The sequence below is a fragment of the Streptomyces sp. NBC_00986 genome, assembly GCF_045162565.1.
In the GTDB taxonomy this organism is placed as follows: Bacteria; Actinomycetota; Actinomycetes; order Streptomycetales; family Streptomycetaceae; genus Streptomyces.
In genome coordinates, this window is record NZ_CP108733.1 from 11,408,459 (window position 1) to 11,434,711 (window position 26,253).

General features: G+C 68.6%; 23 protein-coding genes and 3 pseudogenes. 14 read left to right on the forward strand and 12 right to left on the reverse strand.

Translation table 11 applies throughout. The features are described from left to right. Positions 1-2: 2 nt before the first annotated feature. Complete coding sequence (locus OG504_RS51495; protein ID WP_405996089.1) at positions 3-1,580, reverse strand: B12-binding domain-containing radical SAM protein; 1,578 nt, start codon at positions 1,578-1,580, stop codon at positions 3-5. Positions 1,581-1,927: 347 nt separating this feature from the next. Here OG504_RS51495 and OG504_RS51500 point away from each other — a divergent pair. After that, positions 1,928-3,352, forward strand: a pseudogene (locus OG504_RS51500) (APC family permease); the annotation flags it as partial. 481 nt (positions 3,353-3,833) lie between these two features. Here OG504_RS51500 and OG504_RS51505 read toward each other — a convergent pair. Continuing rightward, a complete protein-coding gene (locus tag OG504_RS51505; protein WP_405996090.1) occupies positions 3,834-4,349 on the reverse strand; it encodes a transposase in 516 nt (171 codons plus the stop codon). 803 nt (positions 4,350-5,152) lie between these two features. Here OG504_RS51505 and OG504_RS51510 point away from each other — a divergent pair. The 4 genes from OG504_RS51510 (at position 5,153) to OG504_RS51525 (ending at position 8,794) form a co-directional block, all read left to right on the forward strand. Continuing rightward, the gene (locus tag OG504_RS51510; protein WP_405996091.1) at positions 5,153-6,562 is read left to right on the forward strand and encodes a diacylglycerol/lipid kinase family protein; all 1,410 of its coding nucleotides are present in this window, start codon (positions 5,153-5,155) and stop codon (positions 6,560-6,562) included. Then, positions 6,555-7,181, forward strand: coding sequence for a phosphatase PAP2 family protein (locus OG504_RS51515; RefSeq protein ID WP_405996092.1), 627 nt, complete (start codon positions 6,555-6,557; stop codon positions 7,179-7,181). Before OG504_RS51510 ends, OG504_RS51515 begins: the two co-directional genes overlap by 8 nt. 150 nt (positions 7,182-7,331) lie before the next feature. After that, positions 7,332-8,126, forward strand: coding sequence for a transglutaminase domain-containing protein (locus OG504_RS51520; protein WP_405996093.1), 795 nt, complete (start codon positions 7,332-7,334; stop codon positions 8,124-8,126). Positions 8,127-8,245: 119 nt separating this feature from the next. Next, positions 8,246-8,794 (forward strand): hypothetical protein, encoded by a 549-nt coding sequence (locus OG504_RS51525; RefSeq protein WP_405996094.1) that lies wholly within the window; start codon positions 8,246-8,248, stop codon positions 8,792-8,794. Positions 8,795-9,185: 391 nt separating this feature from the next. Here the strand turns inward: OG504_RS51525 and OG504_RS51530 are convergent, their stop codons facing one another. Together OG504_RS51530 and OG504_RS51535 are read right to left on the reverse strand one after the other, a co-directional pair. After that, the gene (locus OG504_RS51530) at positions 9,186-9,611 is read right to left on the reverse strand and encodes a DUF6003 family protein (protein WP_405996095.1); all 426 of its coding nucleotides are present in this window, start codon (positions 9,609-9,611) and stop codon (positions 9,186-9,188) included. Between the two features lie 156 nt (positions 9,612-9,767). Then, a pseudogene (locus OG504_RS51535) lies at positions 9,768-10,013 on the reverse strand (hydrolase); the annotation flags it as partial. Between OG504_RS51535 and OG504_RS51540 the strand changes: the two are divergent. After that, positions 9,970-10,155: a substrate-binding domain-containing protein gene (locus tag OG504_RS51540; RefSeq protein ID WP_405996096.1), complete on the forward strand. Its 186-nt coding sequence runs from the start codon at positions 9,970-9,972 to the stop codon at positions 10,153-10,155. The pseudogene OG504_RS51535 and the gene OG504_RS51540 sit on opposite strands and share 44 nt — an antisense overlap. Before the next feature lie 148 nt (positions 10,156-10,303). On the opposite strand, the gene OG504_RS51545 is transcribed toward OG504_RS51540, so the two are convergent. Then, complete coding sequence (locus OG504_RS51545) at positions 10,304-11,026, reverse strand: beta-glucanase (protein WP_405996630.1); 723 nt, start codon at positions 11,024-11,026, stop codon at positions 10,304-10,306. A gap of 557 nt (positions 11,027-11,583) precedes the next feature. On the opposite strand from OG504_RS51545, the gene OG504_RS51550 reads away from it, so the two are divergent. Further along, positions 11,584-12,462, forward strand: coding sequence for an oxygenase MpaB family protein (locus tag OG504_RS51550; protein ID WP_405996097.1), 879 nt, complete (start codon positions 11,584-11,586; stop codon positions 12,460-12,462). A gap of 98 nt (positions 12,463-12,560) precedes the next feature. On the opposite strand, the pseudogene OG504_RS51555 reads toward OG504_RS51550, so the two are convergent. From OG504_RS51555 to OG504_RS51580, 6 genes and pseudogenes are all read right to left on the reverse strand, one after another. Next, a pseudogene (locus tag OG504_RS51555) lies at positions 12,561-12,965 on the reverse strand (nucleotide disphospho-sugar-binding domain-containing protein); the annotation flags it as partial. 173 nt (positions 12,966-13,138) lie between these two features. Then, complete coding sequence (locus OG504_RS51560; protein ID WP_405996098.1) at positions 13,139-14,311, reverse strand: S1 family peptidase; 1,173 nt, start codon at positions 14,309-14,311, stop codon at positions 13,139-13,141. A gap of 82 nt (positions 14,312-14,393) precedes the next feature. Further along, positions 14,394-15,455 carry a glutaminase domain-containing protein gene (locus tag OG504_RS51565; protein ID WP_405996099.1) on the reverse strand — a complete coding sequence of 354 codons (1,062 nt, stop codon included), beginning with the start codon at positions 15,453-15,455 and terminating at the stop codon, positions 14,394-14,396. A 551-nt stretch (positions 15,456-16,006) separates the two neighbouring features. Next, positions 16,007-17,293 carry an MFS transporter gene (locus OG504_RS51570; RefSeq protein WP_405996100.1) on the reverse strand — a complete coding sequence of 429 codons (1,287 nt, stop codon included), beginning with the start codon at positions 17,291-17,293 and terminating at the stop codon, positions 16,007-16,009. After that, entirely contained in the window at positions 17,290-17,829 is a 540-nt protein-coding gene (locus tag OG504_RS51575) for an ArsR/SmtB family transcription factor (protein WP_405996101.1), read from the reverse strand. Before OG504_RS51575 ends, OG504_RS51570 begins: the two co-directional genes overlap by 4 nt. 684 nt (positions 17,830-18,513) lie before the next feature. Further along, entirely contained in the window at positions 18,514-18,732 is a 219-nt protein-coding gene (locus tag OG504_RS51580) for a hypothetical protein (RefSeq protein WP_405996102.1), read from the reverse strand. A 358-nt stretch (positions 18,733-19,090) separates the two neighbouring features. On the opposite strand from OG504_RS51580, the gene OG504_RS51585 reads away from it, so the two are divergent. Next, on the forward strand, positions 19,091-19,915 hold the full coding sequence (locus OG504_RS51585; protein WP_405996103.1) for an SDR family oxidoreductase: 825 nt from the start codon (positions 19,091-19,093) through the stop codon (positions 19,913-19,915). Between the two features lie 495 nt (positions 19,916-20,410). Then, a complete protein-coding gene (locus OG504_RS51590) occupies positions 20,411-20,668 on the forward strand; it encodes a hypothetical protein (protein WP_405996104.1) in 258 nt (85 codons plus the stop codon). A 658-nt stretch (positions 20,669-21,326) separates the two neighbouring features. Here the strand turns inward: OG504_RS51590 and OG504_RS51595 are convergent. Then, positions 21,327-21,890 (reverse strand): cysteine hydrolase family protein, encoded by a 564-nt coding sequence (locus OG504_RS51595; protein WP_405996105.1) that lies wholly within the window; start codon positions 21,888-21,890, stop codon positions 21,327-21,329. A gap of 301 nt (positions 21,891-22,191) precedes the next feature. Here OG504_RS51595 and OG504_RS51600 point away from each other — a divergent pair, with 301 nt between their 5' ends. The 5 genes from OG504_RS51600 (at position 22,192) to OG504_RS51620 (ending at position 26,220) form a co-directional block, all read left to right on the forward strand. Next, on the forward strand, positions 22,192-22,896 hold the full coding sequence (locus tag OG504_RS51600; protein WP_405996106.1) for an ISL3 family transposase: 705 nt from the start codon (positions 22,192-22,194) through the stop codon (positions 22,894-22,896). Next, positions 22,868-23,785, forward strand: a complete 918-nt coding sequence (locus OG504_RS51605) for a transposase (RefSeq protein WP_405996107.1) — start codon at positions 22,868-22,870, stop codon at positions 23,783-23,785. Before OG504_RS51600 ends, OG504_RS51605 begins: the two co-directional genes overlap by 29 nt. Before the next feature lie 188 nt (positions 23,786-23,973). Next, entirely contained in the window at positions 23,974-24,255 is a 282-nt protein-coding gene (locus OG504_RS51610) for a hypothetical protein (protein ID WP_405996108.1), read from the forward strand. A 49-nt stretch (positions 24,256-24,304) separates the two neighbouring features. Next, the gene (locus tag OG504_RS51615) at positions 24,305-24,937 is read left to right on the forward strand and encodes an amidohydrolase family protein (protein ID WP_405996109.1); all 633 of its coding nucleotides are present in this window, start codon (positions 24,305-24,307) and stop codon (positions 24,935-24,937) included. 77 nt (positions 24,938-25,014) lie between these two features. Continuing rightward, entirely contained in the window at positions 25,015-26,220 is a 1,206-nt protein-coding gene (locus OG504_RS51620; RefSeq protein ID WP_405996110.1) for a lactonase family protein, read from the forward strand. Positions 26,221-26,253 lie beyond the last annotated feature (33 nt).

The window sequence follows — 26,253 nt, forward strand, 5'->3', positions numbered from 1 at the left end:
GCTCACGCTCCCGCGCCGTTGTGGGTACCGCTGCCCGCGTAGATGCCGTCGTAGAGACGGTGCAGCTCACGGTCGTTGAGGGAGTTGGTCATCTCCAGCCGCTTCTGGTAGATGTCCCAGTAGGTGAAGTGGTCGTTGTTGATGGCGGAGAGGAAGATCCCGATCACCTCGGGGTTCGCCTCCACGTCGAAGGCCAGGAGGTCGTGGAGTGTCGTCCAGTCACGGGCGCCGGGCAGCAGCGACAGGTTGAAGACGTTGAAGTACGGCTGGTAGGTGGAGCCGCCGAGGGCGCCCAGCTCGTCCTTGATGCGCAGGCAGTAGTCGTTGAACTGGTCGATGGCCTCGGTGCCCTGTTCCGGATAGCCGATGAACAGGTCGTAGGTCTGGTGGCCGACACCGTAGTCGGTGAGCATGGTCGCCAGGATGTCGACCTGCTCGTCGAAGCCGAGCAGTTTGGGGAACCGGCTCTTGCCGATGTTCATGTTGTCGAGCGGGATCTGAACCCGGTAGCAGCCGGTCCATCCGTCGGCCGACTTCTCGTTGCCCAGCAGAGCCTGGGCCAGCTCGTGGTCGAAGCGCCCGTTCTGGCGGAACTTGCCGAACTCGATGCCGTTGGCGAACTCCCAGGCGAAGCCGTACTCGCGGATCATCCGGAAGATCTCCAGGAGTTCCTCCCGGCCGCTGTCGTACAGAAAGCGGCCCGTGCCGTTCTGCTGGATGCGCGAGAGCGGGTTGTCCTCCTGCCAGACGATCGTGCGAATGCCCCGTGAGCGGAAGTACTTCAGGTGCTCCTCGACGGCCGCGGGCGACATGTAGCGGTACTTGCCGCGGGAGGGTGCCGTGCAGAAGGAGCAGCGCCAGGCGCAGCCCCTGGAGGTTTCCCAGCAGATGAAGTTCATGCCGACACCTTCGGGGGGCGGACCCTCGGCGGTGTCGGTGTATAAGGACAGGTCGCCGACCAGGTCGAGCGCCATGGGCGGCAGGGTGTTCATGTCGATCATGTGTGACATGTCGACCTTGCGTGCTGTGCGCTCGCGGGTCGCGATGTTCGGCACCTCGCTGAAGTCGCCGCCTTCGGCCCAGGCCTGGACGACACGCGAGAACACCCACTCTCCCTCGCCCTGGACCACCAGGTCCACCCCGCGCTCCAGGTAGTACTGCGGCCGGGCCGTCGGGTCCACACCGCCCGCCACCACGAACGCCTTCGGGTTGACGCTCTTGATGAACTGCGCCAGATCGGCCGTGATCTGCGCACTGTTGGTGAAGTTGCAGGTCAGCCCGTGTATCTCGGCTTCCTTGATTTTTTCGACGTAGTCCTCGAAAGGAGAACCGAAGCGATAGCAGTCCATCTGGTGCGGACCGTACGGGATGGTCTTGTAGGGGATGCGCTGGCCGCCGAGCTGCATGTCGACGATTTCGATTTCGCAGTCGAAGCCCATCGTCTCCGCGAACATCCGCAGCCCACTCGCCAGCGTCGGCAGCGCACTCTTCGGATTCAACGGCCGTTCGGTGTTGATCGGCTCGTCGAAGCCGCGAAACATCTGCGAGGGAAATGGCGCATAGTAGAGGTTGACTTTCATGCGTGAGGCTCCCGGGAGTGAGCGGCTGAAGCGCAGTGTCAGTCGAAGTGACCAGTGTCACCACATCTCTGATGGCGGGTCAAGGAGCAATAATGGCAAGGGAGTCGCGGAAAAGCGGAGCGGGATTCCCCGTTTGGTCGAAGCGGGCGCGAATGAGGTTGAAGGTCATAAATCCTCCGGCCGTGAAGTGGGTTCTCCGAAAATCCTGAACCCATTCTTGCGCGGCATCAGATGGTTATGCAGCATTCTGCCTCGTGGACACCAAACCCCCTCGTACGACGCCGGTCCTTCGTACCGCCGACTCCGATCTGGAAATCCGGAAGCTATGACGCCACTTCGGTCACTTCGACATCCTCTTCTTCCTTCTCTGCACTCTCGTCGGCCTCGACACCATCGGTACCGTCGCTGCCCGTGGACCACAGGCCTTCACCTGGATGATCGTGCTGGCGGTCGTCTTCTTCGTGCCGTCCGCCCTGCTCTGTGCCGAATTGGGCACTGCTTTCCCGCAGGAGGGCGGCCCCTATCTCTGGGTCCGGCTCGCCTTCGGCCACCTCGCCGGGGCGGTCAATACCTTCATGTACTGGGTCACCAACCCGGTGTGGTTCGGCGGCACGCTCACGGTCTCCGCCGTGACGGCCTTCACTACTTTCTTCCACGACGGCCGGCCATTCGGCACCCTCGGCTTCTATCTCTTCACGCTGGGATTTGTCTGGTTCGGCATCTTGACGGCCGTGGTCTCTTTCCGTATCGGCAAGTGGATACCCGTATTGGGAGGCTGGACCCGGCTGGCGCTGCTGATCCTTTTCACCTGCACTGTGCTCATCTACGCCGCCCGGCATGGCGTGCACGGTTTCGGCCTCGCCGATTTCACGCCGGGCTGGTCCGGATTCGTCGCCCTCATGCCGGTGTTGATATTCAATTACGTCGGTTTCGAACTGCCCAACAGCGCAGGTGACGAGATGGTCGACCCCCGGCGGGACGTACCCGCAGCCATCTTCCGCAGCGGCGTGCTGGCCGTGCTCCTCTACGCCCTGCCGGTCCTGGGCGTCCTGCTGGTCCTCCCGACCAGGGCCGTCACGGGGCTCAGCGGCTTCCTCGACGCGATGCGACAGGTCTTCAGCGTGTACGGAGGCTCCGTCGGACCCGACGGCGCAGTCACCCTGACCGGCGCCGGCCTGATACTCGGCGGCATCTGCGCGGTGCTGTTCATCCTCACGCTGCTCTCCTCGGGTGTCGCCTGGCTCATGGGCACCGATCGCGCGCTGGCGGTCAGCGGCTACGACGGTGCCGCACCCCGTGCCCTCGGAGTCATCTCGGAACGGCTCGGCACACCTGTCCGTGTCAACCTGCTCAGCGGCCTCGTCTCCACCGGAGTCCTCGTGCTCGCACACCAGCTCACCGGGGGCGATGCCGCCAAACTGTTCGGCGCGGTGCTCTCGCTGGCGCTCTCCACCACCCTGCTCAGCTATCTCGGGATCTTCCCCGCGCTGCACGTCCTCAGGCGCAAGTACCCCGACGTTCCCCGGCCCTACCGCGTCCGCTATCCGCGCACTGTCGGCTGGCTGCTGACCGCGCTGATCTCCTTCGCCACTGTCCAGCTGCTCCTGCCCGGCATCGGCGCGCACTGGTTCGGACCGGGATACGCACCCTCGGGCTGGGACCCTTCCGAACGCTGGACGTATCTCGCCACGGAGGCCATCCCTCTGGTCGTCTTCGCTCTCATCGGGGTCGCCTTCTGGTTCGCCGGTGCTCCGACCCGCAAGCGCTCCTGAGACGTCCGGCCCTGGGGTTGCCGATCCCTGAGCCGCCTGGTCTCACATCGGCCGGGCAGGGCCGTCGCACACCCCTTCGCACGAGTGCCCGGTTCCTCCGGACCGATCACGGCAGCGGTCAGCCCTGCCGGAACCGATTGCCCCGCACGGGATGCGGCCCCGCAGGAGTCAGCCTGTGCCGGTGACGCAACTCCGGGCCGGGGCACGGCGGTTGCCACGGTGACGGTGACGCCCTTCTCGAAGTGGTTGGAGCACCGCCGGGATGCCTGCGTCCGGCCCGGCCCGAGCCGTGGGCCGGCCGGATGCGGAACCGGCCGAACTCGCCGAGCTGAAGACCGGGTCAGGGAAGCGGTGAAGAACCTCGGTGAGGCGGGGTAGACGCTGACGACGGCCTTCCACACGCAAACCCGGGCAGGGGGGCGCGAGTGGCGTTCGCCTTTGGGTGGGTCCGAGGATCGCAACCGGAGGAAGGGCGGCAAGGTCAAGGGTGAGGCGTGACGGCCGCGGTGATCAGCTCCAGGCGGGTCACGTCACGCACCGCGGCCAGGACATGGGTGGAGTCGGTGAGCTGCGTGGTGCGCTCGCGGACCAGGCCGGCCTCCTTGAGGCGGGCCGGCGCGAGGTCGAGGAGGCGGTCAGCACGGTCCCTCTCGGCGAGACGGTCGCGGAAGTCGGCGAGCACGCTGTGATGGAACCCTGGGTCGTCCAGCTCCATGGCCATGGCGTACTTGAGGTCGATGCGGCAGCGGACCGGCTCGGCGGCCTGCCGGTCCGACAGTCCGAGCAGGTTCGGCAGCACACAGACGGCGGCCAGTTGAGGAGGCGAGAGACCCGGGCGCCCGTCCCGCGGGTACCAGTCGGCGAAGTCCTCATCGCACCACAGCCCGTCCGGCCGGTCGCGCACCCATATCGCCGTCGTGCCGCCCGGGTTGCTCGCCTGCGCGACCTGCACGGTCAGAGACGGGACCTGCTCACCGGAACGTGGACGGAGGGACAACAGGCACCTCGACAACTACTGCATCGGTCAACGGAGCTCGAAGAGCATGCCCGCTGACCATGCTGCCGCACCGCGAAACTCCAAGATCGCCGACCGAGTCAAGCCAAGGGGAGTTCAGGACCCGAGGGATTCCGGCCGGAGGCGGGGAGGCGTCGACGAGCTCGATGATCTCCATCGAGGAGAGTGCGTGGCCGTCACGGCTCTTGAGGCGGTGTTGCACGGTTGCTGCGAGGGCGGTGAGGTGGAGGAAGGTCCCGTCACGTACGGTGACGATGTCGGCCGCTGCCCATGCCTGGTACGGGGGGACCGGAGACCTCGTGTCCGCTTGATCCGGCAGGGCGGGTCGGCGGATCCGGTGTCCGGCAGGGGCGGTGCGACCCGGCCTGTAGTCTTGATCCACTTTGCCTGACATGTCGTCGAGGCTCGGTTGATCACCGGCGGGCGAGAGGAGACGGGGTGGCGGACAGGGACAACGAGGCCGGGAGACGGCGGACTCGCGGTATAGAGGGACACGAGGCCGCGGTTCGAAGGGCTCGTCGTTGAGCGGGCGATGACCGCACTCCGGATGCGTCGCTCGGGAGCCGCGTCGCGGACATCGGCAGCCCGACCGTCGCGGACCAGGGCGCTCCCGCGATCCGCTTCGCGGCTTGCACACGAGCCGCCGACCGCGCCCGGTCGAGGAGGAGGCGGGTCACACCGCGTAGGTTTCACGGACACCGACATGAATCGCCGGTGTGACGGACAGACGAAGAACCCGCCGCGCGATCGCGGCCGTCCGCCTCATTCATGACGGGGAATCGACATTGAACGAGACCAGAACGACGCGTGAGACGGAACGCCACGGACCCGACAAGGGTCTCGGCTCGGCGCGAGCCCTGGCCCGTCTCGCCCTGCTGTGCATCGCGGGCGCGGTGGCCGCAGTGGTGGCCGGCACCGAGCAGTGGTTCATCCTGCTGCTGGGCCTGGCGGGTCTCGCACTGGCCGGCGCGGGCTTGTGGTGGGCGTTGGCGCACCGCGGATTCGCCCGGCTCCTCGGTGCTCTTCTGGCGATCACCGCACCCGTCGGCGTCCTGGTGCTGTACGCCGTGTCGGGCCTGTGGGTGGTCGCGGTGGTCGCCCTCGCGGCGTGGACCGCCGCGCTCGGCTGCGCGCGGAGTGCCCTGCGCCGTCTGCGCAAGCCGCACGGTATGCACACCCGCACGGTGCGCCCGCCCCGCAGGGCCGTGCTGATCATGAATCCGAAGTCGGGCGGCGGGAAGGTCGTGCAGTACGGACTCGTGGAGCGGGCCGAGGCGCTGGGCGCGCGAGTGATCCTGCTCGACCTCGACTCGGATCCGGATCCGGTGGCACTGGCCCGGCAGGCCGTGGCCGAAGGAGCCGACCTGCTCGGTGTGGCCGGCGGCGACGGCACCCAGGCCCTGGTGGCGGGAGTGGCCGCCGAACACGGTCTGCCGTTCATGGTCGTGACGGCCGGCACCCGCAACCACTTCGCCATGGACCTCGGCCTGGACCGGGACGATCCGGTGAGCAGCCTGGACGCGCTCTCGGACGGTGTGGAACTCCGCGTCGACCTCGGAGACATCGCCGGCCGGCCTTTCGTCAACACCGCCTCGTTCGGTACGTACGCGCACATCGTGCAGAACCCCGACTACCGCGACGCCAAAGCGGTCACCGCGCTCGACCAGTTGCCGGACCTGCTGGCGGGCGAGGCGGGCTCCGCACTCAGTGCCCGGACCGACGACGAGCGGTTGGAGGCCCCGCAGGCGGTGCTGGTCAGCAACAACCCCTACGCCCGGGCCGACCCGCTGACCGGTGGCCGCAGGGAACGGCTCGACACGGGCGAGCTCGGTGTGATCGCGGTCCGGGTCGGGGGCGCCGTACAGGCCGCCGAACTGGCGCTGTTGGGGGAGCGGGCCAGTGGCATGACGGTCCTGACGTCCCGCAGCGTCGTCGTGGAGTCCGACGAGGAGGCGATCCCGGTCGCCGTGGACGGTGAGGCACTCGTCCTGCCTGCGCCCGTCGTGTGCTCCATACGGCCCGGCGTCCTGCGGGTCCGCGTGCCACGGGAACGTCCCGGGGCACCGTACGTCGCACCGACCGTCGACTGGTACCGCGTGATACGCCTCGCCTTCGACCTGTCGCCCCGCGCACGCGCGAGCCACGACCGAGCAGCCCCCTCCCGCGACAAGAACCAGGAGCAGAGCGATGATTGACCGTCGGACTCGGCAGCAGGAAGTACCGCAGGGCCTGTTGCGCGACCTCGCCAGCCTCGACCAGGCCCTCTACGAGGCCGTGACGGTCACCAGCACACCCGCACTGGACTCGGCACTGCGCCGACTGTCCGCGGCGGCCGATCACTCCAAGATCTCCCTTCTGATCGCCTCCACCCTGGCCCTGCGCCCCGGCCGCTCCCGCCGCGCCGCGGTGCTCGGCGTGGCAGCGATCGGCGTCGCGTCCACCACGGCCAACCTCCTGGGCAAGCGACTTGTACGGCGGCCACGTCCGCACCGTGCCGAGGACTCGCCGTTCCCGGGTCGGCACGTCCCCATGCCGGCGTCCGCATCGTTCCCCTCCGGTCATACGGCGTCCGCCGTCGCCTTCGCTGCGGCGGTCGGGCCCGCGTTCCCGGCCGTCACGGTCCCTCTCGGACTGCTGGCCTGTGCCGTGGGCTACTCGCGCGTTCACACCGGGGTGCACTACCCGGGCGACGTCGTCGCCGGCGCCGTCCTCGGAACGGGCGCGGCCGCGGCCGTCCTGGCGGCGGCCGCACACTGGGACGGCTCGGTCGGCGGCAGAGCTGTGCGCCTGACCTGTGGCTCTTCGGTCCGGTGATGGCCGGTTGTCCGGGCGCTCGGGCGGCGTCCGGACGGCAGGCATCTCCCGATAGCCGGATCGCCTCACTCCATAGTTGAACGCGTTCAAAAATGCTGCCATGATGGGTCTCGCCATCCGGGGAGGATGCTGGGGGAGAGGATCACCGTCATGACGAGCTCACTTCTCATGCCGCGAGGCCGTGTCCGCACACGTGGCGCCGACAGGGGAGGAGCGGCGGGCAGCGCGGCTCCGACGCGGATTCTCGACTGGCGGCATCCGAACGTCTCGTCCCTGCTGCGCCGTCTCGACCTGCCGACGGACACGGAGGACGCCTCGGACGCCTGCCGAACGGCGGCCCTGCGGCAGGCCCACCGATTCATCGCCACGGCCGTGCGGCCGGTTTACTCGGTGCAGGACGAGCGACCCGTCTCGGAGGTGCTGCGCCGCGGACGGGGCTCGTGCAGTCAGCGGCTGGCGGTGCTGGAGGCGGTCGCGCGAGCAATCGGAGTGCCGACGCGCGTGCGCGGCCTGTTGGTCGACGGCAGTTTCTGGTACCCGCGCTTCCCCCGGGTCCATCGGCTGGTCCCGCACCAGGTCGTGCTCGCATGGCCGGAGTTCCACATGGAAGGCCCGCCGCGGAACGGCCGTCCCGCCGCGCCGTGGCTGACGGTCTCGGAACTCTTCGGAGACCTCGACGAGTTGAACGAATCCAGCGGTGGCGGCTTCACCAACACCGGCCCGGAGACACTCTTCGAGGCGCTGTCCCGGACGGCGATCGACTGGGACGGCACGACGGTCTGCCCGGCCACCGGTCCCTCGTGCGACCTCTCGGCCCACGTCCTGACGGACCTGGGCCATTTCGACTCACGTGACGCACTCTTCGCCCAGCACGGCCAGAGCCTCTGCGGAACGGCGAGACTGCTGGCCGAACCCGTCATGAGCCGCCGTTCGGCAGGGGCTTAAGCTGTCGTTTCCTTTGGTAGATCAGGGCCTCAGGATCCGGCGGAGTGCGGTTGTACAGCCGACCCTGATCCGCGTGCCGCGAGAGGCGGTTCCGTGACGGCTTGGAGGGATGCCCACAGATGTGGTCCGTCGTCGACGACGCCGAGCGAGCACAGTGGAACTTTGTGCCGTTCGAGACTGTCGGCCCGCTTCGGTTCGGCATGAGCGTTGAGGAAGTGGCCACGGCAATGAGCGCACAGGACTTCGCCAGCACTCATTCCTCCATGAGCCGGCCGCATGGTGCTCTGGTGCAGCAGGTTGGTTTTCGCTCCAAAGACGCTCCGCAGTACGCGGAGGCCGTCACGGCCTACTGCAGGAAGTCTGGTGATCTGGCCGCCGTCGCGGTTGATGCCTTGTTCGGTCCGCAAGTCTCCCTTGACGGGCTCCGCCTGGTTGGCCGGGTGCCGTCTGAACTTACGGGACAGCTCCATGGATACTCGGAGGTTCGTGGCATGGTGCCCACGGTCTCTGTCGAGGGCGATGCAGTCTCGGAACAGCTCGGGCTATTGGTGCGGGCCCAGCGAGCTGGCGACATCCTCCTGTCGAGGGCCTTCTTCGTAGCTGACTTCCAGGACTGGGCGTACACGGTGCACGACTGCGTGCCGGCCGATGAATGGGACATCCGTTGACGCCGCAATGGCGGCATTGCTGCTTCACATGGCGAGTCTGCGGTAGCTGATCAAGCCTGTCGTGACGGCCGCGAATGCGAGGAAGTGTTCTGCCTTGCGCTCGTGACGTCGGTGCAGGCGGCGGCAACCGGCGAGCCAGGACGCGGTTCTCTCGGCAACCCAGCGATGTCGACTCGGCCGTTCAGAGGATCCGACGCCTTACGAGCGATGCGATGGCGGATGCCGCGCTTGCGCAGGCATCGGCGCAGGTGGTCCCAACGCAGAGGGTACCCCGCACCGCAGCAGCCGGTGGTCGGCACTGCGGCTCGGCCGTGGGGACCCTGGTTCCACCGACGGCCTCTCTGGAATCCTGTGATCCCCGCCCCTCGAGCCCCGTCGATTCGGCGGGAGCTCAGCCGTCGACGACCTGGACGATGAGCTGTGGGTCCAGACCGGTGAGCTGTGCGATGCGGGGCGCGGGAACCCCGGAGGTGAGCGCGCGGTGGACCAGGGACTGCCAGTCCTGGGTGGTGTCCCTGAATTCGAGCAGTTCGGCCTCCATGTCCGTCACGGACCGGGGCGCGCACGCCTGTTGGACCCGCACCGTCTCCTCCTCACTCAGAGGGACCGGAAGAGACTCCGCGTCGCCGGGGATGAGCACCTCAGCGCCGGAGGGCACGATGCGAACGCACTCGGAGGAAGCGGGGACCCCGTGCGCGTGCAGCCATGCCAGCACCGCCGGAGTCTCGGCACACTCCAATTCGCCCACAGCCGCCAGAGCCGCACCCAGTCGCGGATGACGCTCGGGAAGGACGAACAGCAAGGCATCGTCGGCCATGGGAAGGACACCACCCTCTAGGAGGAACCAGAACGCGCACGTCAAGCCCATACCCCCGGAAGGCACTTCGACCCCAAGGTCCTCTCCGACTCACTCGGACGAAGGCCGGCAGGTTGTGAACTGCCCCGTGTCGGTCGGCATCGTGCCGGTGGCGGGTCAGTCGGTGTACACCTCGGCCCGTTCCACGCTCACGGACGACGCCGCCGACTGGGCGTTGTGCTCGCCCGTCACCCGGATCCGCAGAATGTGCCGACCGGGAACGAGCTCAGGGCTGACGTACTGGACAGTCTCGCCTGTACGAATCGTCCCCTAAAGGTCGACCTGGCTCTCCGCCCCGCCGTCGATATTGATCGTGGCGATGCCGTTGCTGGTGTCGCGGACCGACAGCAGGGCGATCCGGGTCGGCTTCGACGGCATCGCGGCTGCCGACTTCAGCGTGCCCAGTCTCACCTCGGTCTCGCCCGACAACCGGGAGATCGCCCGCACGGCGATGTCTCTGCTGCTGAACCGTATCGACGCCCCGGACTCTCTCCGTGAGGGATGAGCCGGCAGCGTGGTGTCGACGGTCTCTTCGTCGGCCAAGAGCCGGGCGAAGGGATGCCTGCCGCGTTGAAGGCCGGGGCGGCAGAGCCGTCGGCGTCAGTGACTGACGACCAGTGCGGCCCGCCGGACACCCTGCCGCCTGGGGCTTTTCACGGTGGGCCGTCCGCCGTCGCCGTCTCGGCCGCCGTCCCGTCGTCGTGGGATTCCGCCGCGTGCGGGATCGCGCGCCGACGCACCGTCAAGTTCTCGACGCGGTACGAGAGTTCGGTGGTCTTGGCGTCGGGGCAGGGGTGGTAGAGGCCGGCGCAGACGGAGAGATTGACGACGAGGTAGGCGTGCCAGCCGGATCCGACGCCCCGGCCGTCGGCGAAGACCTGGGTGCCGTTCAGTGTCCAGACGACGCTGCGTCGGCCGAAGGTCACTCCGAGGTCGATGACGGCACCCGGACTCACCGCGGGGTGGTGGAGGTAGGTGTGTCCTTCGCGGACGTGGTTGCTGAGTTCGAGCAGGTCGGGGTTGTCGGGGTGGTATTCGAAGACGTCGACCTCGTTGCCTCCGTCGCGCCAGGTCCAGATCGCGGGCCAGGCGCCCAGCCCGCTGGGCAGGCAGACACGGGCCTGGAGCTGGTCGCCGGTGCGGACCGTGAAGGCCTCGTCGCTTCCCTCGGTGGTCAGCAGTCCGGTGTTCCACCAGCTGTCGGTCCTGCGGGTGGCGCGGAAGGTTCCGGTGCGGGAGTAGGCCGGGTCGGGGGTGAGGTGGTCCAGCTTGTTGTCGCCGGGGTTGGTGGGGCCGCCGTCGGGATAGGCCCAGGAACGGCCGGCCACCCATTGGCTGGTGGAGGTGAAATCGGCTGTGAAGACGAGATCGCTCACATACGGCTCCCTCGACGGGTGGAGGGTGGAGACAAGGCGTCGCGTGCCGCAGTGCTGCCCGGCCTGGCGACCGGTCATGCGGTGGCCTCCTGAGCTCGGGGAAGCCTCGCACCTGTGGGTGACGGGCCCGCTGTCCGCGCCCGAACGCCTACGTGGGACACGAACACGTTCTCCCGGCATATGCGGCGAGTGGAGTCAGTGCCCCGGCTTCAGCTTGTCGCTCAGGGACCCGGAACATCCTCGCGTACAGCCGCCTGCTGTGACCGGTGGGGTCGGTTTCCCAGACCCTGGCCCACAGGCATCCGCAAGGCTCCAGCCGCGGCCTGGCCTTTCGGCAGGCTTCGCCCCACGGCGTCACGGCCGGGTTCGCATCGTTGGAAACGCTCTCTCCCCGGTCCGCATCCAAAAGTGCGTCCCGCACGGAAAGAAAGGCGGAATACGTGCTTGTGGTCCGCCTGCACCGGGGCCGACGGGCGGTGCTTCCCCCGGGACCCTCGGGCGTCGGCGAGGGAGGGTCCCGGCACAATGGAAGACAGGTCGGCGGAAGGCCATCACTCATGAAAGCCACCATCGCCGGGTGTCCCGGCCCGCGGGAACGGTTGGGCGCCGCCCTGTTCGCTCGTGTCGCCGGACCGGACGGCCCGCGCAACCGCGCCCGGATCCACGACACCCCCGGCCCGCGCTGGTTCGGCCCGGAGCAGCCCGTCCGCCGCGTGCACGGTGACGCCTCGATGTTCATCGGCGGGCTGTCCGCCCTGCTCCTCCAGTCGCTGCATCCGCTGGCCATGGCCGCCGTGTCCGCCCACTCCGGTTTCCGCGGTGACCCCTGGGGCCGACTGCAACGGACCAGCACCTTCCTGGCCACGACGACATACGGCACCGCCGACCAGGCACAGCGGGCCTGTGACCAGGTCCGGGCCGTGCACGAGAGGGTGCGCGGCGAGACCGACCGGGGTGAGGCCTACCACGCCTCCGACCCGCACTTGCTCTGCTGGGTCCACGTCGCGGAGGTGGACAGCTTCCTGCGGGCCCACCAGCGCTACGGGGCGTGCCCGCTGACGGATGCGGAGTGCGACGGATACGTGGAGAACACCGCCAGGGTCGCCGTCGCGCTCGGGGTGTCCGATCCGCCGCGCAACCGCGCCGAGCTGACCGAGCGCCTTCTCGCGTACCGCCCGGAGCTGGAAGCGACCCCGCAGGCACGCGACACCGCACGCTTCCTCCTCCTGAACCCGCCCCTGCCTCTCGCGGCCCGTCTGCCTTATGGTGCGCTCGCCGCAAACGCGGTCTCGCTCCTGCCGCGTTGGGCGGCGCAGGAACTACGGCTGCCCCGGCTCGCGGCGGTGGACGCGCTCTGTGTGCGCCCGCTCGGCTCCGCCCTCACCTCGATGATCCGGTGGGCGCAGGCACCCGCGCCACGTCCGGCGAACGCATGAGGCAGCGACTGGCTTCGCCGGATGCGGAGTGGACCCGGCGGGTGCGTTTCCGCATATCCCTCCGCTGACCAGGGTTTCTTCTCGGCCGGAGCACAGGTTCAAGCGGTCAGCGGGTTCTCGATGAGGTCGGCGACGCGTGGGGTGCCGCCCTTGGAGCGGACAGCGGACAGCGGCCTGCAACTGCCTGGAGCGGGCGATGCGTTCCGGATCGGTGACGAGGTCGTTCAGCACCGTGCGGAGGGTCTCGGCCGTGGTGTCGGCGGTGTCCACGCGGCGGGCTACGCCGAGTTCCACCAGCCGGTCGGCGTTCACGAACTGCCCGGCTCCCCGCGGTACGGCGATCATGGGCATCCCGGCGAGGAGCCCTTCACCGCACCCGCCCATGCCGGCATGGGTGACGAAGGCGCCGGCCTGTTCGAGCATCGCCCGCTGCGGGACCCAGGACCGTACTTCGATGTCGGGCGGGATGGTGCCGAGTTCCTCGGGATGTCGGTGTGCCTGCCAGCTGGTGCTCATGTACGCCGGTCCGGACCCCCAACTCCCGGATTGGGCCGCGCTGTACTTCAAGTGGAACGGACGGCCGTCCGGCTCTGGTGAGCCGGACGGCCGTAGCCAATCGAATGGCGTCTTGATGGTGCGTCTCCGCAGCGCCGTCGTACGGTGATTGCTTGGTGGATCAGGCGGTCACGAGTGTCAGGCCGTAGGTGCTGAGGATTTCGTTGACCGGCTGGAACCAGGTCTGGCCGCCGCTGGTGCAGTTGCCCCAGCCGCCGGACGTCACGCCCTGGGCCTGGTCGCCGGTGATGAACGAGCCGCCGGAGTCGCCTGGTTCGGCGCAGACGCTGGTGCCGGTCAGCTGGTAGACCGAGCCCTGGCTGTAGTTGACGGTCTCGTTCTGGGTGAGGACGGTGCCGCAGTGCCAGTGAGTCGTCGAGCCGGAACGGCAGACCGAAGAGCCGACCGGTGCCACCGCGGAGCCGCGGACCAGGACGTCGCTGACGGTGCCCCAGCCGAGCACGACCGGGACGGTCCACCAGCCGTTGCCGATCCGGATGTAGGAGTAGTCGTTGCCGGGGAAGGACGAGCCGGCGAAGGTGCCCATCGCCGAGCCGTCCCAGCCGGCCACCGAGCTGCCGGGCGTTCCGCAATGTCCGGCGCTGACGAAGCCGCCGACCACCGAGAACCCTATGGAACAGCGGGTGTTGCCGTTGATGTAGTACGGGTCGCCGCCGACGGTGCCCGCGGCGAAGGTCTGCGGCTGCTGTCGCGCGGTGACGCTGTTGATGGTGAGCAGTCCGGACTTGCGCGCGGGGGCCAGGAACTTCGTTACGGCCGCGCTGTGTTCGGTCCCTTCGCTGACCTCTGCCACGACCTTGCTGGTGCGGGGGTCGACGTGCCAGCTGCGGACGGCCGTGGGGGCACCGTCCGTCCTGGCAACGTTGTCGAGTGCCGTTTTCGTGGCGTCGAGGGTGTGTGCGCTGTGCGCGACCCGTACGACGTCGGCGCCGGTGGACCGTACGGAATCGGCCGCGGCGCCCGCGGTGTCGGTGAGCCCGACGACGAGGGTGCCGTGCGCCGCGTCGTACCAGGAGCCGCCGAAGGTCTGTCCTGCCGCTCGTTCGGCGCGGGGTGCGAGCTTCGTGGCGGCTGCTTCTTGCGTCAGCCGGGTCCGGGCCTGCGCCGCGGTGAGTCCGAGGTCCCGTTGGAGGGCGGTGGTCAGGCCGGGGGAGAGAGCCTGAGCCGACGTCGGCCGCGACGGCGACGCGGCGGCGGGTGTCGGACCGAGGGCTCCGGTGCCCAGGGCCAGCAGGGCGGACAGGCCCAGGCAGAGTTTCGTGGGGCTTCTCATGGAACGCTCCTTCATTTCCGTGTGGGGCGGGAAAGGCGGGATCGGTGGGGCGACGGTCTCCGGTGTGCGGTTTGTGGCGTGCTCATGTCAGTCGTGGGGGTGGGTCGACGAGGCGCCAGAGGTGGTCCTGGGTGCCGTTGTCGTTGTACTGCTGGACGTGGGCGCCGTCGTCGAGGCTCTGGTTGTGGACGGCGAGGAGTTTGCCGCTGTTGCGGTTGTAGATCCTGACGGTGGTGTCGCCGTTGTCGATCACGGTCCACAGGTGGTCGGCGGTGCCGTTGTCCTCGTACTGGGTGACCTCGGCGCTGTCGGCCAGGGACATGCCGCTGACGGCGAGCAGCTTGCCGGAGTTCTTGTTCTGGATACGTTTCCAGGAGACGGAGTCGGCCGCCGGGGCGTTCATCAGGGCAAGGACGCCGCCGATCACGGGCCGGTCGGCGAAGCCCCGTTGGGCGCCGGTGGCGACGACGTACCAGTCGGTGAACGGCACCCGCGACGGCGTGGCGTTGGCGAAGCCGTAGACGCCGTTGACCAGCATGGCGCGGACGTCGGCGTGGTCGGCGAGCCAGGCCGCGGTCCACACCTCCCAGTCGGTCTTGGTGTAGTCGTTGCGCGGGTCCAGCAGCACGCCGTAGGTGCCCGCCCTGGACAGGTACCAGGCGGCCTCCTGCGCGGCCACCCCGGTGGGCACCAGGTCCACGCCCAGCAGGCGGTCGGCGTAGCCGTTGTACTTCAGGCTCCAGGTGCCGTCCTGGTCGTAGGCGAGTTTGAGGTGGGTTCCGGAGGAGTCCTGGGCGAGGGTGACCCACCGGCTGATGTAGCCCCGGGCCACCGCCAAGTAGTGCGTGGCGTCGGAGGAGTTGGACGCCGCCTTCGCGATCACGCTCATCGCGCCGATGCCGATGATGCCCTTCAGCGCGAGGCTGGCGCTGTGCGCGATCCAGCCGGTGAAGTCGTCGGTCTGGTTCCGGTTCTCCGCGGTCATCGTCTTCGGGATGAGGCATGTGGGGGCTCCTTCGACGGGCAACGAGCGTTCGACATCGTTGTCAGCAGGCCATGCTGACGGGGCGTCACGGAGAACAGATGCTTCGTGCCAACAGCGCCGAGGGGCGGACGGCCCGGTGTGCGGGGCGGGGCGCCGCATGCGGGTGCTGTACCAACTCGCTTTCCGTTGAGGGAAAGTGCGCTACTGAGGGATGACAGCATTCCCCGGGACTGCTGTCCAGCCTTTGCGCAACACCCGCCCCTTGCGGGGGAGTTCAGGAACCGAGGTGTTTCGTGAGGGGTGTGTAGGCCGTCGGGGATGCGGGGTCGCGGTCGTCGGGTGGTGACGTGGCTACGACTTCTGGCGTGCGGTGGAGCTCCGTCGTAGGTAGGGGACCGCGTGGTGGATCGACGGATCATGAGCGTCGGTCAACCGAGGAGGTCCGATGTGCCGTCGGCGGAAGGCAGTTGAGCGTGCGTTGCGGCGGAGCCTTCGGTGAGGGCCCACGGGGCAGAATCGTCACCGGGTTGCGCAGGACGCCGTACGAGCACGAGGAGGATTTCCAAGTGCGGTTCAAGTAGCGCGACTTCACCGCCAGGCGGTGGGGTTGAGCTCCTCGTAAATGCCACCCTCACTTGACACTCGGTCCGTCCTTCGAAGGGTTTCCGGATGTGCCGGCTCGGCACTGGCTCGACGGCCTCGCCGAGCCCCTAAACGGCACTTTCCTGAGCGGAGTTCGAAGGTGCCGGTTGGTGTGGGTCGTCGGTCGGTGCGGCTGCTCGCAGTGCTGCCTGGACGCGGCGGTTGCTGGTCATGGTCGCGGTGATGGCGGTCATGGTGAGCAGGAGGCCGGCGGCGGCGTAGAGCGGCGTGCGCACGTCGTAGGTGGTGGCCAGCCAGCCGCCGAGGAAGGCGCCGAACGGGGCGGCGCACATGGCGAGCATGCGGGAGGTGGAGGCGACCCGGCCCATCAGATGGGCGGGGACGATCGACTGGCGCAGGGAGGGACCGAGCACCATCGTGGCGCCCATGCCCGCTCCGCAGACGGCGAGGGAGAGACCGGCGACGTACGGGTTCGGGGCGGCGGCGAGGCCCAGGATGGCGAGTCCCTCCGCTGCGGCCGTGCAGGTCAGCGCGGTGCCGGTGCCGAGCCGCCGGCCGAGGAAGGAGGCGATGCCCGCGCCGAGCAGACCGCCGGTTGCCTCTGCCGTGAGGAGCAGGCCGAAGCCGTAGGTGTCGATGCCGAGGCGGTCGTGCGCGAAGAGGGCGAGGATGGTCTCCACGGCGAGGAAGGCGATGTTCCCGACCGCGGGGCGCAGCGCGAGCCCGAGCAGCAACCGGTCCCGGAACACGTACGAGGCACCGGCCCGCGCCTGCCGGAGCAGCGACTCCTGGGCCTCCGGCACGGGCCTGGGTGCGGCGGGCAGAGATCGTACGAGAAGTGCGGAGACCGCGAACGACACCGCGTCCGTGAGCAGCGGAACAGCCCGTCCGAGCGCCAGCAGGGCGCTGCCCGCGGGCGGTCCCGCGAAGCCTGACATGGCGGTCTGGGCGCCGCGCAGGCGGGAGTTGGCGCGCTCCAGGAGAGCGGGGTCGCGGCCGAGGAGATCCGGCAGATAGGCCGTGGCGGCCGTGTCGAAGAAGAGGCTGCCGAGGCCGAGCAGGAAGGCGACGGCCGCGAGCAGCGGAATGCTGAGCACGTCGAGCGCGGCGGCCGCTGCCGGTATCGCGAGCAGCAGCGCACGTGCGGCGTCCATGACCCACATCGTGCGCCGGCGGTCCCAGCGGTCCACCAGTGCGCCGCCGAGCACTCCGAAGAGCAGCCACGGCAGGGTCCCGGCTGCCGTGACGACGGCGAGCGCCATCGGATCCCGTGTCAGCGTCAGCGCGAGCAGCGGCAGGGCGGCATGCGACACCCCGTCGCCGAGCGAGGACACCGTCTGCGCGGTCCACAGCCGTCCGAACCCGGCCGGCAACTTCCTTACGTCCGCGGTCACTTGGCGTCCCCCTCGGCCTGGTTGCGCGGCGCCGGGTGGAACAGTGCGAAGACGAGGGAGGCGTCGGGCAGTGAGGGATCGGACAGTTCCCGGTACTCGTCCGCCAGCGCCTGGATCCGCGCCCCCAACTGCGCGAACTGCTCCTCGGTGAGGCGCAGATGCGCCATGCGGACGTGCCGCTCACCGTCCGGCGGTGACGCCTCCAGGTCCGCCACCGCATGCCGCATCAGCAGATCGGGCTGCCCCACCCCGGGGTCCGGCAGCTCGATCGACCGTGCGGCCATTGCGTAGTACCGCTCGGTGACACCCCGTACCTTCCGCGTCCGCACCACCTTCACCAGGCCGGCCCGCTCCAACAGTCGCACGTGATAGCTGGAACTCCCCTTCGCCAGGCCCATCCGCTCGGCGATCTGAGTGATCGTCGCGGGCTCGAAGCGGAGCACGGCCATGATCCGGTGGCGCGTGAGATTGGAGACGGCGCGCAGCTGGTCGTCCGTGGTGACGTGAAAGGTCTCGGGGAGATCGTCTGTAGGCATGCGAGCAATGGTCAACGATTCTTGACCATTGAGCAAGGGGTTTGGCCCGGTGTCCCGAAAATGGCTGTCCGGCACGGGACTTCGGCTTCAGCGTGCGCCGCCGGGGACTGGACGTTTCCCCCTGGGGGCGCACGGTGACCGACCTCCGACATGGCTGGGACACAGTCCTCGACGAGTGGTGCCGCCTCCTCGATGACGGGAGAAGGGTCTGACGTCGCCGCACAGGGCACTTGCGGCCGACCTTGAATCGCGGCAACTTGCCTGCTCCCGGTCCAGGAGCGACGGTCGTCGTCATCGGTGCCGCGCACGAGACCCGACTGTCCTCCCTCGCCGCGCTCGCGCTTGGGGTCTCCTGCTGCAACGTGGGCAGCTGCGCCCTCGGCGGTCGGCGGTCGGCGGTCGGCGTACGGTGCTGGCGCTGTGCGGTGGCGCGGTCGTCGTCGTGGCCGGTACCTGGACCAACCACCTCACCGCCGCCCCGGGTACCGGGGCGGCTCGGACCTGCTCGCCACGCTGCCGTTGGCCTGGGCGCTGGGCAATGCGGCCGGTACCCACCGCGCCGACCTCGCCGCGGCGGCACGGCGGGCGGACGCCATGAGCCGCGAGCACGAACTGTGTGAGCAGCGGGCCGCCCAGCAGGATCGGGTGCGGATCGTCGGGGAAGTCTCGACTCATTGCGGACTCTCAGGTGTCAGTGGTCAGATCCTCCACCAGGGCCCCAACGGCGGCCACGGCCTCCGGGGCGGCCGGCACCGGCTCCTCCTCCACAGGGGGCACCCACGAGTCCGTGCCGCGCAGCGTCGCAACGTGGGCTTGTGCGCAGTGCCTGTGCCGATCCCAGCCGTCGTCCAGCGGCCACTGGGCGTCCGCTCCCGTGCGCCGGGTCTGAGCGACCTTCTTCAACAGCCCTCGTGGGGACGGCCGTTGGGGTGATCGGAAGGATGTCGGGGCGGTACTGATCGCGGTCGCAGGTGTCGGGGGAACACTCGGGGGCGCGCTGCTGCCCCACATGGGCGACGACTCTCCCAAGCGGCGTTAGCTGGAGATGTCTCACGCTTTCGAGGACGCCTCGCGAACACCGCGAGCCGTGGCGCGGTCCGCGCGGTAGGGCGGGATGCCCGCAGATTCTGGAGGTTGTCGGGGGCGTAGTCGATTTGCTCCCGGTTGGTGTGGCGTGCGTTGCGAGCTGAGTGTTGTCTGGTGGATGGAACACCGCGATGTACCGACGGTACGGCTGACGAGTTTCCTCGAGGAGCACACCATGACGCAGAAGATCTGGTTCATCACCGGTGCCTCACGCGGCTTCGGCAGGGAGTGGGCCATCGCCGCTCTCGAACGCGGCGATTCGGTTGCCGCGACCGCGCGTGACCTTTCCACGCTTGAGGACCTCCGCGCGGAGCACGGCGAGCGGCTGCTGCCCTTGCGCCTCGACGTGACGGACCGTGACGCCGACTTCGACGCCGTACGGCAGGCGCACGAGCGGTTCGGGCGGCTCGATGTGGTGGTCAACAACGCTGGTTACGGCCACTTCGGCATGGTCGAGGAACTCACCGAGTCCGAAGCGCGTGCGCAACTGGAGACCAACCTGTTCGGTGCCCTGTGGATCACGCAGGCGGCACTGCCGTTCCTGCGCGAGCAGGGCAGCGGCCACATCCTCCAGGTCTCGTCCATCGGAGGCATCAGCGCCTTCCCGCTGGTCGGGATCTACCACGCGTCGAAGTGGGCGCTCGAAGGCATGAGCCAGGCGTTGGCCCAGGAAGTGGCGCCGTTCGGCATCAAGGTCACACTGATCGAGCCCGGTGGGTTCGCCACCGACTGGGCGGGCTCCTCGTCGAGCACGTCCGAGCCGTTGCCGGCGTACGCCGACTTCCACAAGGAAGTGCAGGAGCAGCGCCGCAAGAGGGTCGGCACGCCGGGCGATCCGACGGCGTCCGCCGCGGCCGTGCTGGAGATCGTCGACGCCGACGAGCCGCCGCTGCGCTGCTTCTTGGGCTCGGCGCCGCTGGGCATCGCCAAGGCCGACTATGAGCAGCGTCTCGCGGTGTGGGAGAAGTGGCAGCCCGTGGCAGAGATGGCGCAGGGCTGAGCCGGGCGGGCAGACTCGGCGAACGCGAGGGACAGTCGTGCGCGCGGGCAATTGCGCGCGAGGAAGGGGGGCCGGCTGGAGTGAATCCAGCCGGCCCCCTTCCGGGGTGGCGCTGTGTGATCAGGGGCGGTGCCTCCGGCCGCAGTCGCGCGCCTGCTCGTGACAGGTCGGCGACGCGGCAGTGCTGTACGTCAGTCGCCGAGGAGATCTTCTTGAAGTTGTCTACCTGGGGGCGCTGAGCTGCGGCGATGCGGTTCCTGCCTCTGTGGCCTGCAGAGAAGATTCTTTCGGGGTCTTTCGGGGGCGTGCCGCGTTACGCAGCCGCTTCTCCCCACGGGCTCCCCAGAGCCAACGAGACTCCCCAGATTCTCCCCATGGCTTGCCGTCGTCGGGGCCGGCGGCGGGCGCAGAAGACTCGCTCGGCAGGAACAAGCGTCAGGCTGAGCGACGGCCGGGGAAGGAGACGGTCTCATTGCCGATGTTCTCGTCTTCACCGTGAACCTGTCCTCCGACAACTTCGTTGAAGAGCTCGGCAAACAGGGCCTGGATGCACAGGGGGTTCTGCCGAGCGGAGCCGAGATGGGGCCGGCCCAGCCTGTTGTGACCATTCAAGGAGACGGCCGTCAAGTCACCATGGCCAGAGCAGGGCTTGAACAGCTCATGCTGGAGCTCATCGATCTGCAGAGCTGGGTGCGCATACTGTGTGGTGTGGGCGTTACGGGCGATATCTCGACGCTCGTGGCACTCATTTGACGCTCGTTCTGTGCCCAGCAGGTTCTTGGTCTGCTGGTCGAGTCGGTTGAGTCGCGGGATCTTCTGTGTGCTGCTCACCGGAATCCATTGGGAGCGCCTGCCGCAGGGGTGGAATGCGAGTGGGGAACGCGAAGCGACGCTTACTGCCGGTTGCCCGGCGCGGCGCCAGACGCGCGTCCACCGCAGAGGTCAACCCCTTCCCGGCGAGTCCGCCAGTAGCACCACCCGATCGGTCCCAACATCGAACCCGAGCACCGGACAACTGTGATCACCTCGGCCCCCGCCGCCACACCGACAGCCGACCGCTGCCCGGTCACCGGCCGAGGAAGGCTTTCCTACCGCCGAGCCGCAGAACTCTTCACCGCCGAGAGCAGACCGCTCGATCCAGCCGGCCGGGGCTGGACCCTGCTTGTTCTGCGCGACCGAGCACACGGGAACAGGCCGGTCCCCAGATGACGCACCGGCAGGCACTCCGCCATCCACCTGCAACCAGGTCATCGTCGGTGGGGCCGGCGGCTCGTTACCGGGACAGCAGCGAACGTCCGACGTTCCCGGTCCCGGGCGGGGGTGTGGGATGCCAATGCGGCCGAGGCCGTGGCCGCAAGTGCCGGAGCTGACCGCGCAGGTGGCGCGGGCGGTGGCGGCACGCGGCCAAGCGTTATTGCGGTGCGATGGCTTTGAGCCAGTCCTCGACGGCGACGACATCTGCCCACTGCGGGAACAGCTTCTCGGTGAGGAACTGGTGCACCTCGGCGTCGGTGTCGAGGCAGCCATCCGCCAGGACGGTGAGGCCGAAGTCCAGGTCGATGGCGTGCCACAGAGTGGACAGCACTACAGCGCTGGTGGCGATGCCGGTGAGAACAAGGCTGTCGATATCGCGAGCCCTGAGTACCAAGTCGAGGTCGCTGCCCGAGAACGCGCTCCCCCGCCTCTTGGTGACCACCACGTCGTCCTGCTGGGGCGCAACGTCGTCATGAATCGCGGTGCCAGGGGCGCCCTCGGTGAACAGGCCTGCCCGCACGGCGTTTGTCATCACCCTGTTGCGAGGGCTGACTTCTGGATCGCCCGGCCGTAACCCGATCGCCACGTAGATCACGGGGATGCCGGCAGCCCGGGCACCGTCGATTGCTCTGCGCAGGCGCGGCAGGTATCCGGAACCGTCGTCGGCGATGGCCACGATGTCCCGTTGGACGTCCATCACCAGAAGTGCGCTGTTCGCCATGCTTGCCGTCCCTTCTCTGCTGGGAAACAAGAGCAAGTCTGGTGGATCAACCGCACCGCGGTGGAGGTTTCGGAGATCCTCATCAGCGTCACGCCGCAGTGCGCCTATGGCCGGTGTCGGTTCTCGGCCCTGGCACAGATCTTGGGGAGCGGTCGCGGAGCGTCACTGCGGCGTTCGATTGCAAGAACCCGGATACGCGCGAGACCGCGTACGCCTCCCCGCCTTGCAGCAGAGAATGACGCTCCGTCAGGTCTGTGCTTGACCTCTCCGGTGACCGCAACGACCGGTGACGGTGCTGGTCATGCAGGCCGACGCAACGTTCTGGGACTCGCTCGTGTTCGACGGAATCGACGGCGTGGAGGTCGAAGCGGTGACGGCCGCCTTCGGCACGGTCGACGTCACGGCGAGAGGCTGGGCAGTCAGGGCGGCATGTCCGGACTGCGGCCGCTCCTCGGACCGAGTGCACGACTCCTACCAGCGCAGACTGAAGGATCTGCCGCTCGCTGAACAAAGCGTCGCGATCCATCTGACGGTCCGGCGCTTCATCTGCGGCACGGACGACTGCCCGCGTCGTACATTCGCCGAGTCGTTCGCTCAGTTGACCGCCCCGTACGCGCGCTTCACCACGCGGCTTGGCCGCGTCCTGGAACGTGTCGGGCTCGCACTCGCCGGACGGACCGGCGCCCGGCTGACTGCCCAACTGGGTTTCCAGGTGGGACGGATGACGCTTCTGCGCAGGGTCATGGCATTGCCCGACCCACGGTTCGACACGCCGCGCGTGTTGGGTGTTGACGACTTCGCGATTCGTCGCGGCCAGACCTACTCCACCGTCTTGACCAGCGTCGAAGACCATCGGGTGGTCGATGTGCTGCCGACGCGTGAAGCCGGACCACTGGCCGCCTGGCCGGTCCGTCACCCCGGTGCGGAGATCATCTGCCGGGACCGGGCGGGCGCCTACGCCGAGGGCGCCCGCCGCGGTGCCCCCCGAAGCTCTGCAGGTCGCTGACCGGTTCCATCTGTGGCAGGGCCTCGGCCGGGCAGAGGAGACCTGCGTCGCCGCCCACCGCGACTGCCTGCGCAATCCTTCGCCCGACGGCATGCCGCCGGAGGCCACCCGACTGGCATCCCGCCGGCCGCAGGACACCCCGGCGCCTGTCGGCCGACGAGCCGAACGGAAGAAGGCCGCACACGCCCTGGTCCACGAACTACTTGGCCAAGGTCACTCACGCCGGGCGATTGCCCGGCACCTGGGCTGGGGCCTCAACACCGTGCTCCGGTACGCGAACGCCGCACGCTGGCAGGACACCATCCGCGAGAACCGGCCCCGGCCCAGCAGACTGGCCCCCTACAAGCCCTGCCTGGAGCGACGCTTCGCTGAGGGATGCACCAGCGTCACCCACCTCCACAGTGAACTCGTTGCCGACAACGCGCCCGTCACCTACCAGATGGTCCGCGCCCACATCGCCACCCTCCGCGGGACTCCCGCCGGCACGCCACCCCGGCCTCCGACGGTGCGCCAGGTGACCGGCTGGCTCACCCGACACCCCACTGCGCTGAGCGAGGAAGACCGGGCCGGCCTGAAGGATGTCCTTGCACGCTGCCCCGAACTCGACACAGCCGCCGGACACGTCCGCGACTTCGGCGAGATAGTCACCGACCGCCTCGGCTCCACACTCCCCACCTGGATCGACGCAGTCGATGTCAGCCGGCTCCCCGGTCTCACCGGCTTCGCGCTCCACCTTCTGCGGGACCTTGACGCCGCGACAGCTGGGCTCACTCTCGACTGGAGCTCCGGCAGCATCGAGGTCGCCGTCAACCGCATCAAGAAGATCAAGCGCCAGCTCTACGGCCGAGCCGGATTCGAACTCCTCCGCAAGATGATCCTGCTCCAGTAACACTGCGAGAGCCGGCACTCAGCCGTGGCAGGATGGTCTCATGTTGATCCGAAAGGGCGATGCCGCGTAGGCGCCCCAAGGTCGTCCGCGCAGAGCGGTGGCGGCCACGATGGCAGTGTTCGGTCCTGAGAGTCCGCGGTGTCTCCGCGCGGACTCGTGCAGCGATCCGCCGGGTCGAAGACCAGGAGATGTGGCCCAACGCGGTCGCCAATGCGCTCTCGTGTTTCGAGCGAGCCTTTGACCAGCCGGGACGCTACCTGGACGCTTCCGAGTTCGATTCGCCCGGGGTGGGAGATGCCCGTGATGACCTCGAGTGGGCGATGCGGCACCTTCCTCCTGGAGCGCAAAGGGACTTGGGCCGACTGATCACGCGCATCGATGAGGAACTCGAGCGCCGCACCCTGCCCGACCCCAACAACATCGAGTTGGCGGTGTTCGCCTGGTGGTGGACCAGAATGCGGGAACGCTGACGGGCCCCGGACCCGCGCCCTCAATCGAACAACAACGTCACCCTCCGCGATGACTCCCCAAGATCTGTGCCAGAACCACGAGTTGAAGGCAGTTGTCGACGAGGCCCGACGGCATCGCGGCAAGACGGTCGCCGCGCACGCTCAGGGCACCGCAGGCATTCGTAACGCCCTCCAGGCCGGTATCACCAGCATCGAGCACGGCTACGGAATGACCGACGAGCTGTGCGATCTGGCCCTGGAGTTGGGAGCTGTCCTCGTCCCCACCCTCGCCACGGTCTTCGCCCCACTCGACGAGGCGACCATGCCCGACTACCACTTCCGCAAGAAGAGCCGCTGGGCCGGCATCACCAAGGAGAACATCGCGCACGCCATGGCCCGCGGTGTCCCGATCGCCCTCGGCACGGACGCCGGTGTCGTCGAACACGGCCGAAACCTGAGCGAGTTGTCGTACCTGGAGGCACTTGGCATGGACTCGCTGGCCGCGATCACCTCGGGCACGCTCACCGCGGCCCGGCTCCTCGGCGTCGACGACCGACTCGGCTCCCTGGAGGCGGGCAAGACCGCGGACTTCGTGGCGGTCGACCAGGACCCGCTGCGTGACATCGGCAGCCTCGGCCGACCGGAGAACGTCGTGCTGGTCGCCCAGGCGGGAGAGCTTCGGAAGGACCTTACGAGACTCTGACGCAGCGTCCGAACGCCTTCGTACATCGCTGCACAGTGGCAACTCTGGTCCCACACCCCGGGCCAGAGGAGCCGTACATGAGCAGGCACAACAAACGCAGGTCGAAGCTGCGGAAGAGGCTGACCGCTCTAGGCGGAGGGACAGTGGCTGTCGCGGCGGTCGTGGTCACCGTCAACGTCGCCTCCGCGGCGCAGGTTTCACCCACCCCGCACACCGCCTCGAAGGCCGACCACGCCGTCTTCGTCCAGGGCAACGAACTGGCAGGGAACACCATCCGCGTCTTCCGGCGGGGTGACGATGGCAAGTTGACCGCTGCGGGGAAGTACGCGACCGGCGGCAAGGGCGGCGACCAGACCGACGCGCCGACCGACTCGCTCGCTTCGCAGGGGTCGCTCGTCTACGACCACCGTTCCGGCCGCCTGCTGGCGGTCAACGCGGGCAGCGGCACCCTGACGTCCTTCGCCGTGCACGGCCAGAAGCTGACGGACCGTCAAACAGTGTCCACGGGAGGCGACTTCCCATCCGCCGTCACGGTCTCGGGGGATCTCGCCTACGTCATGAACGCGGGCGGCGCGGGAAGCGTCCAGGGCTTCCGGATCACCTCCAAGGGGCTGAAGCCGCTGAGCGGTTCGTTCCGCGGTCTGGCGCTGAGGAACGAGAAGGTGCCGCTGTTCAGCGGTTCGCCGGGGCAGGTCGCGTTCACGCCGGACGGCCGGGACCTGGTCGTCACCACCAAGTCGGCGAACACCATCGAGGTCTTCCCCGTGGGGAAGGACGGCCTCCCGGCGGACAAGCCGGTCGTGAACAAGTCGGCGGGCATGGTGCCGTTCGCCATCGCCTTCGACAAGTCCGGGCGCATGCTGGTCGCCGAGGCCGCCAAGTCCACCGTCACCACCTACAAGGTGCGCCACGACGGCGAGTTGAAGACCGTGCAGGCGTCCTTGCCGAACGGGCAGAACGTCCTGTGCTGGCTGGAGCGGGCCGGTGACTTCTTCTACGGTGGCAACACCGGCAACTCCACCGTCAGCGGCTACCGCCAGGACGCGCACGGCCGACTCGCCCTGACCAACGAGGCGGGCATCGCTGCCGCGCCGTCCGGGATGTCGCAGGGCGTCATCGACCTCGCAGTCGCCGCCGACAAGTTCGTCTACGTCCAGAACGCGACCTCCGGCACCGTCGACGGTTTCCGTGTCGGACGCACCGGCGCCCTCACCAAGATCACGACGATCACAGGACTGCCCGCCTTCGCCGCCTCCGGCATGGAGGGCATCGCCGCGGTGTAAGAAAGCGGCCACCGCGGCGGAACGTCCCGGGCA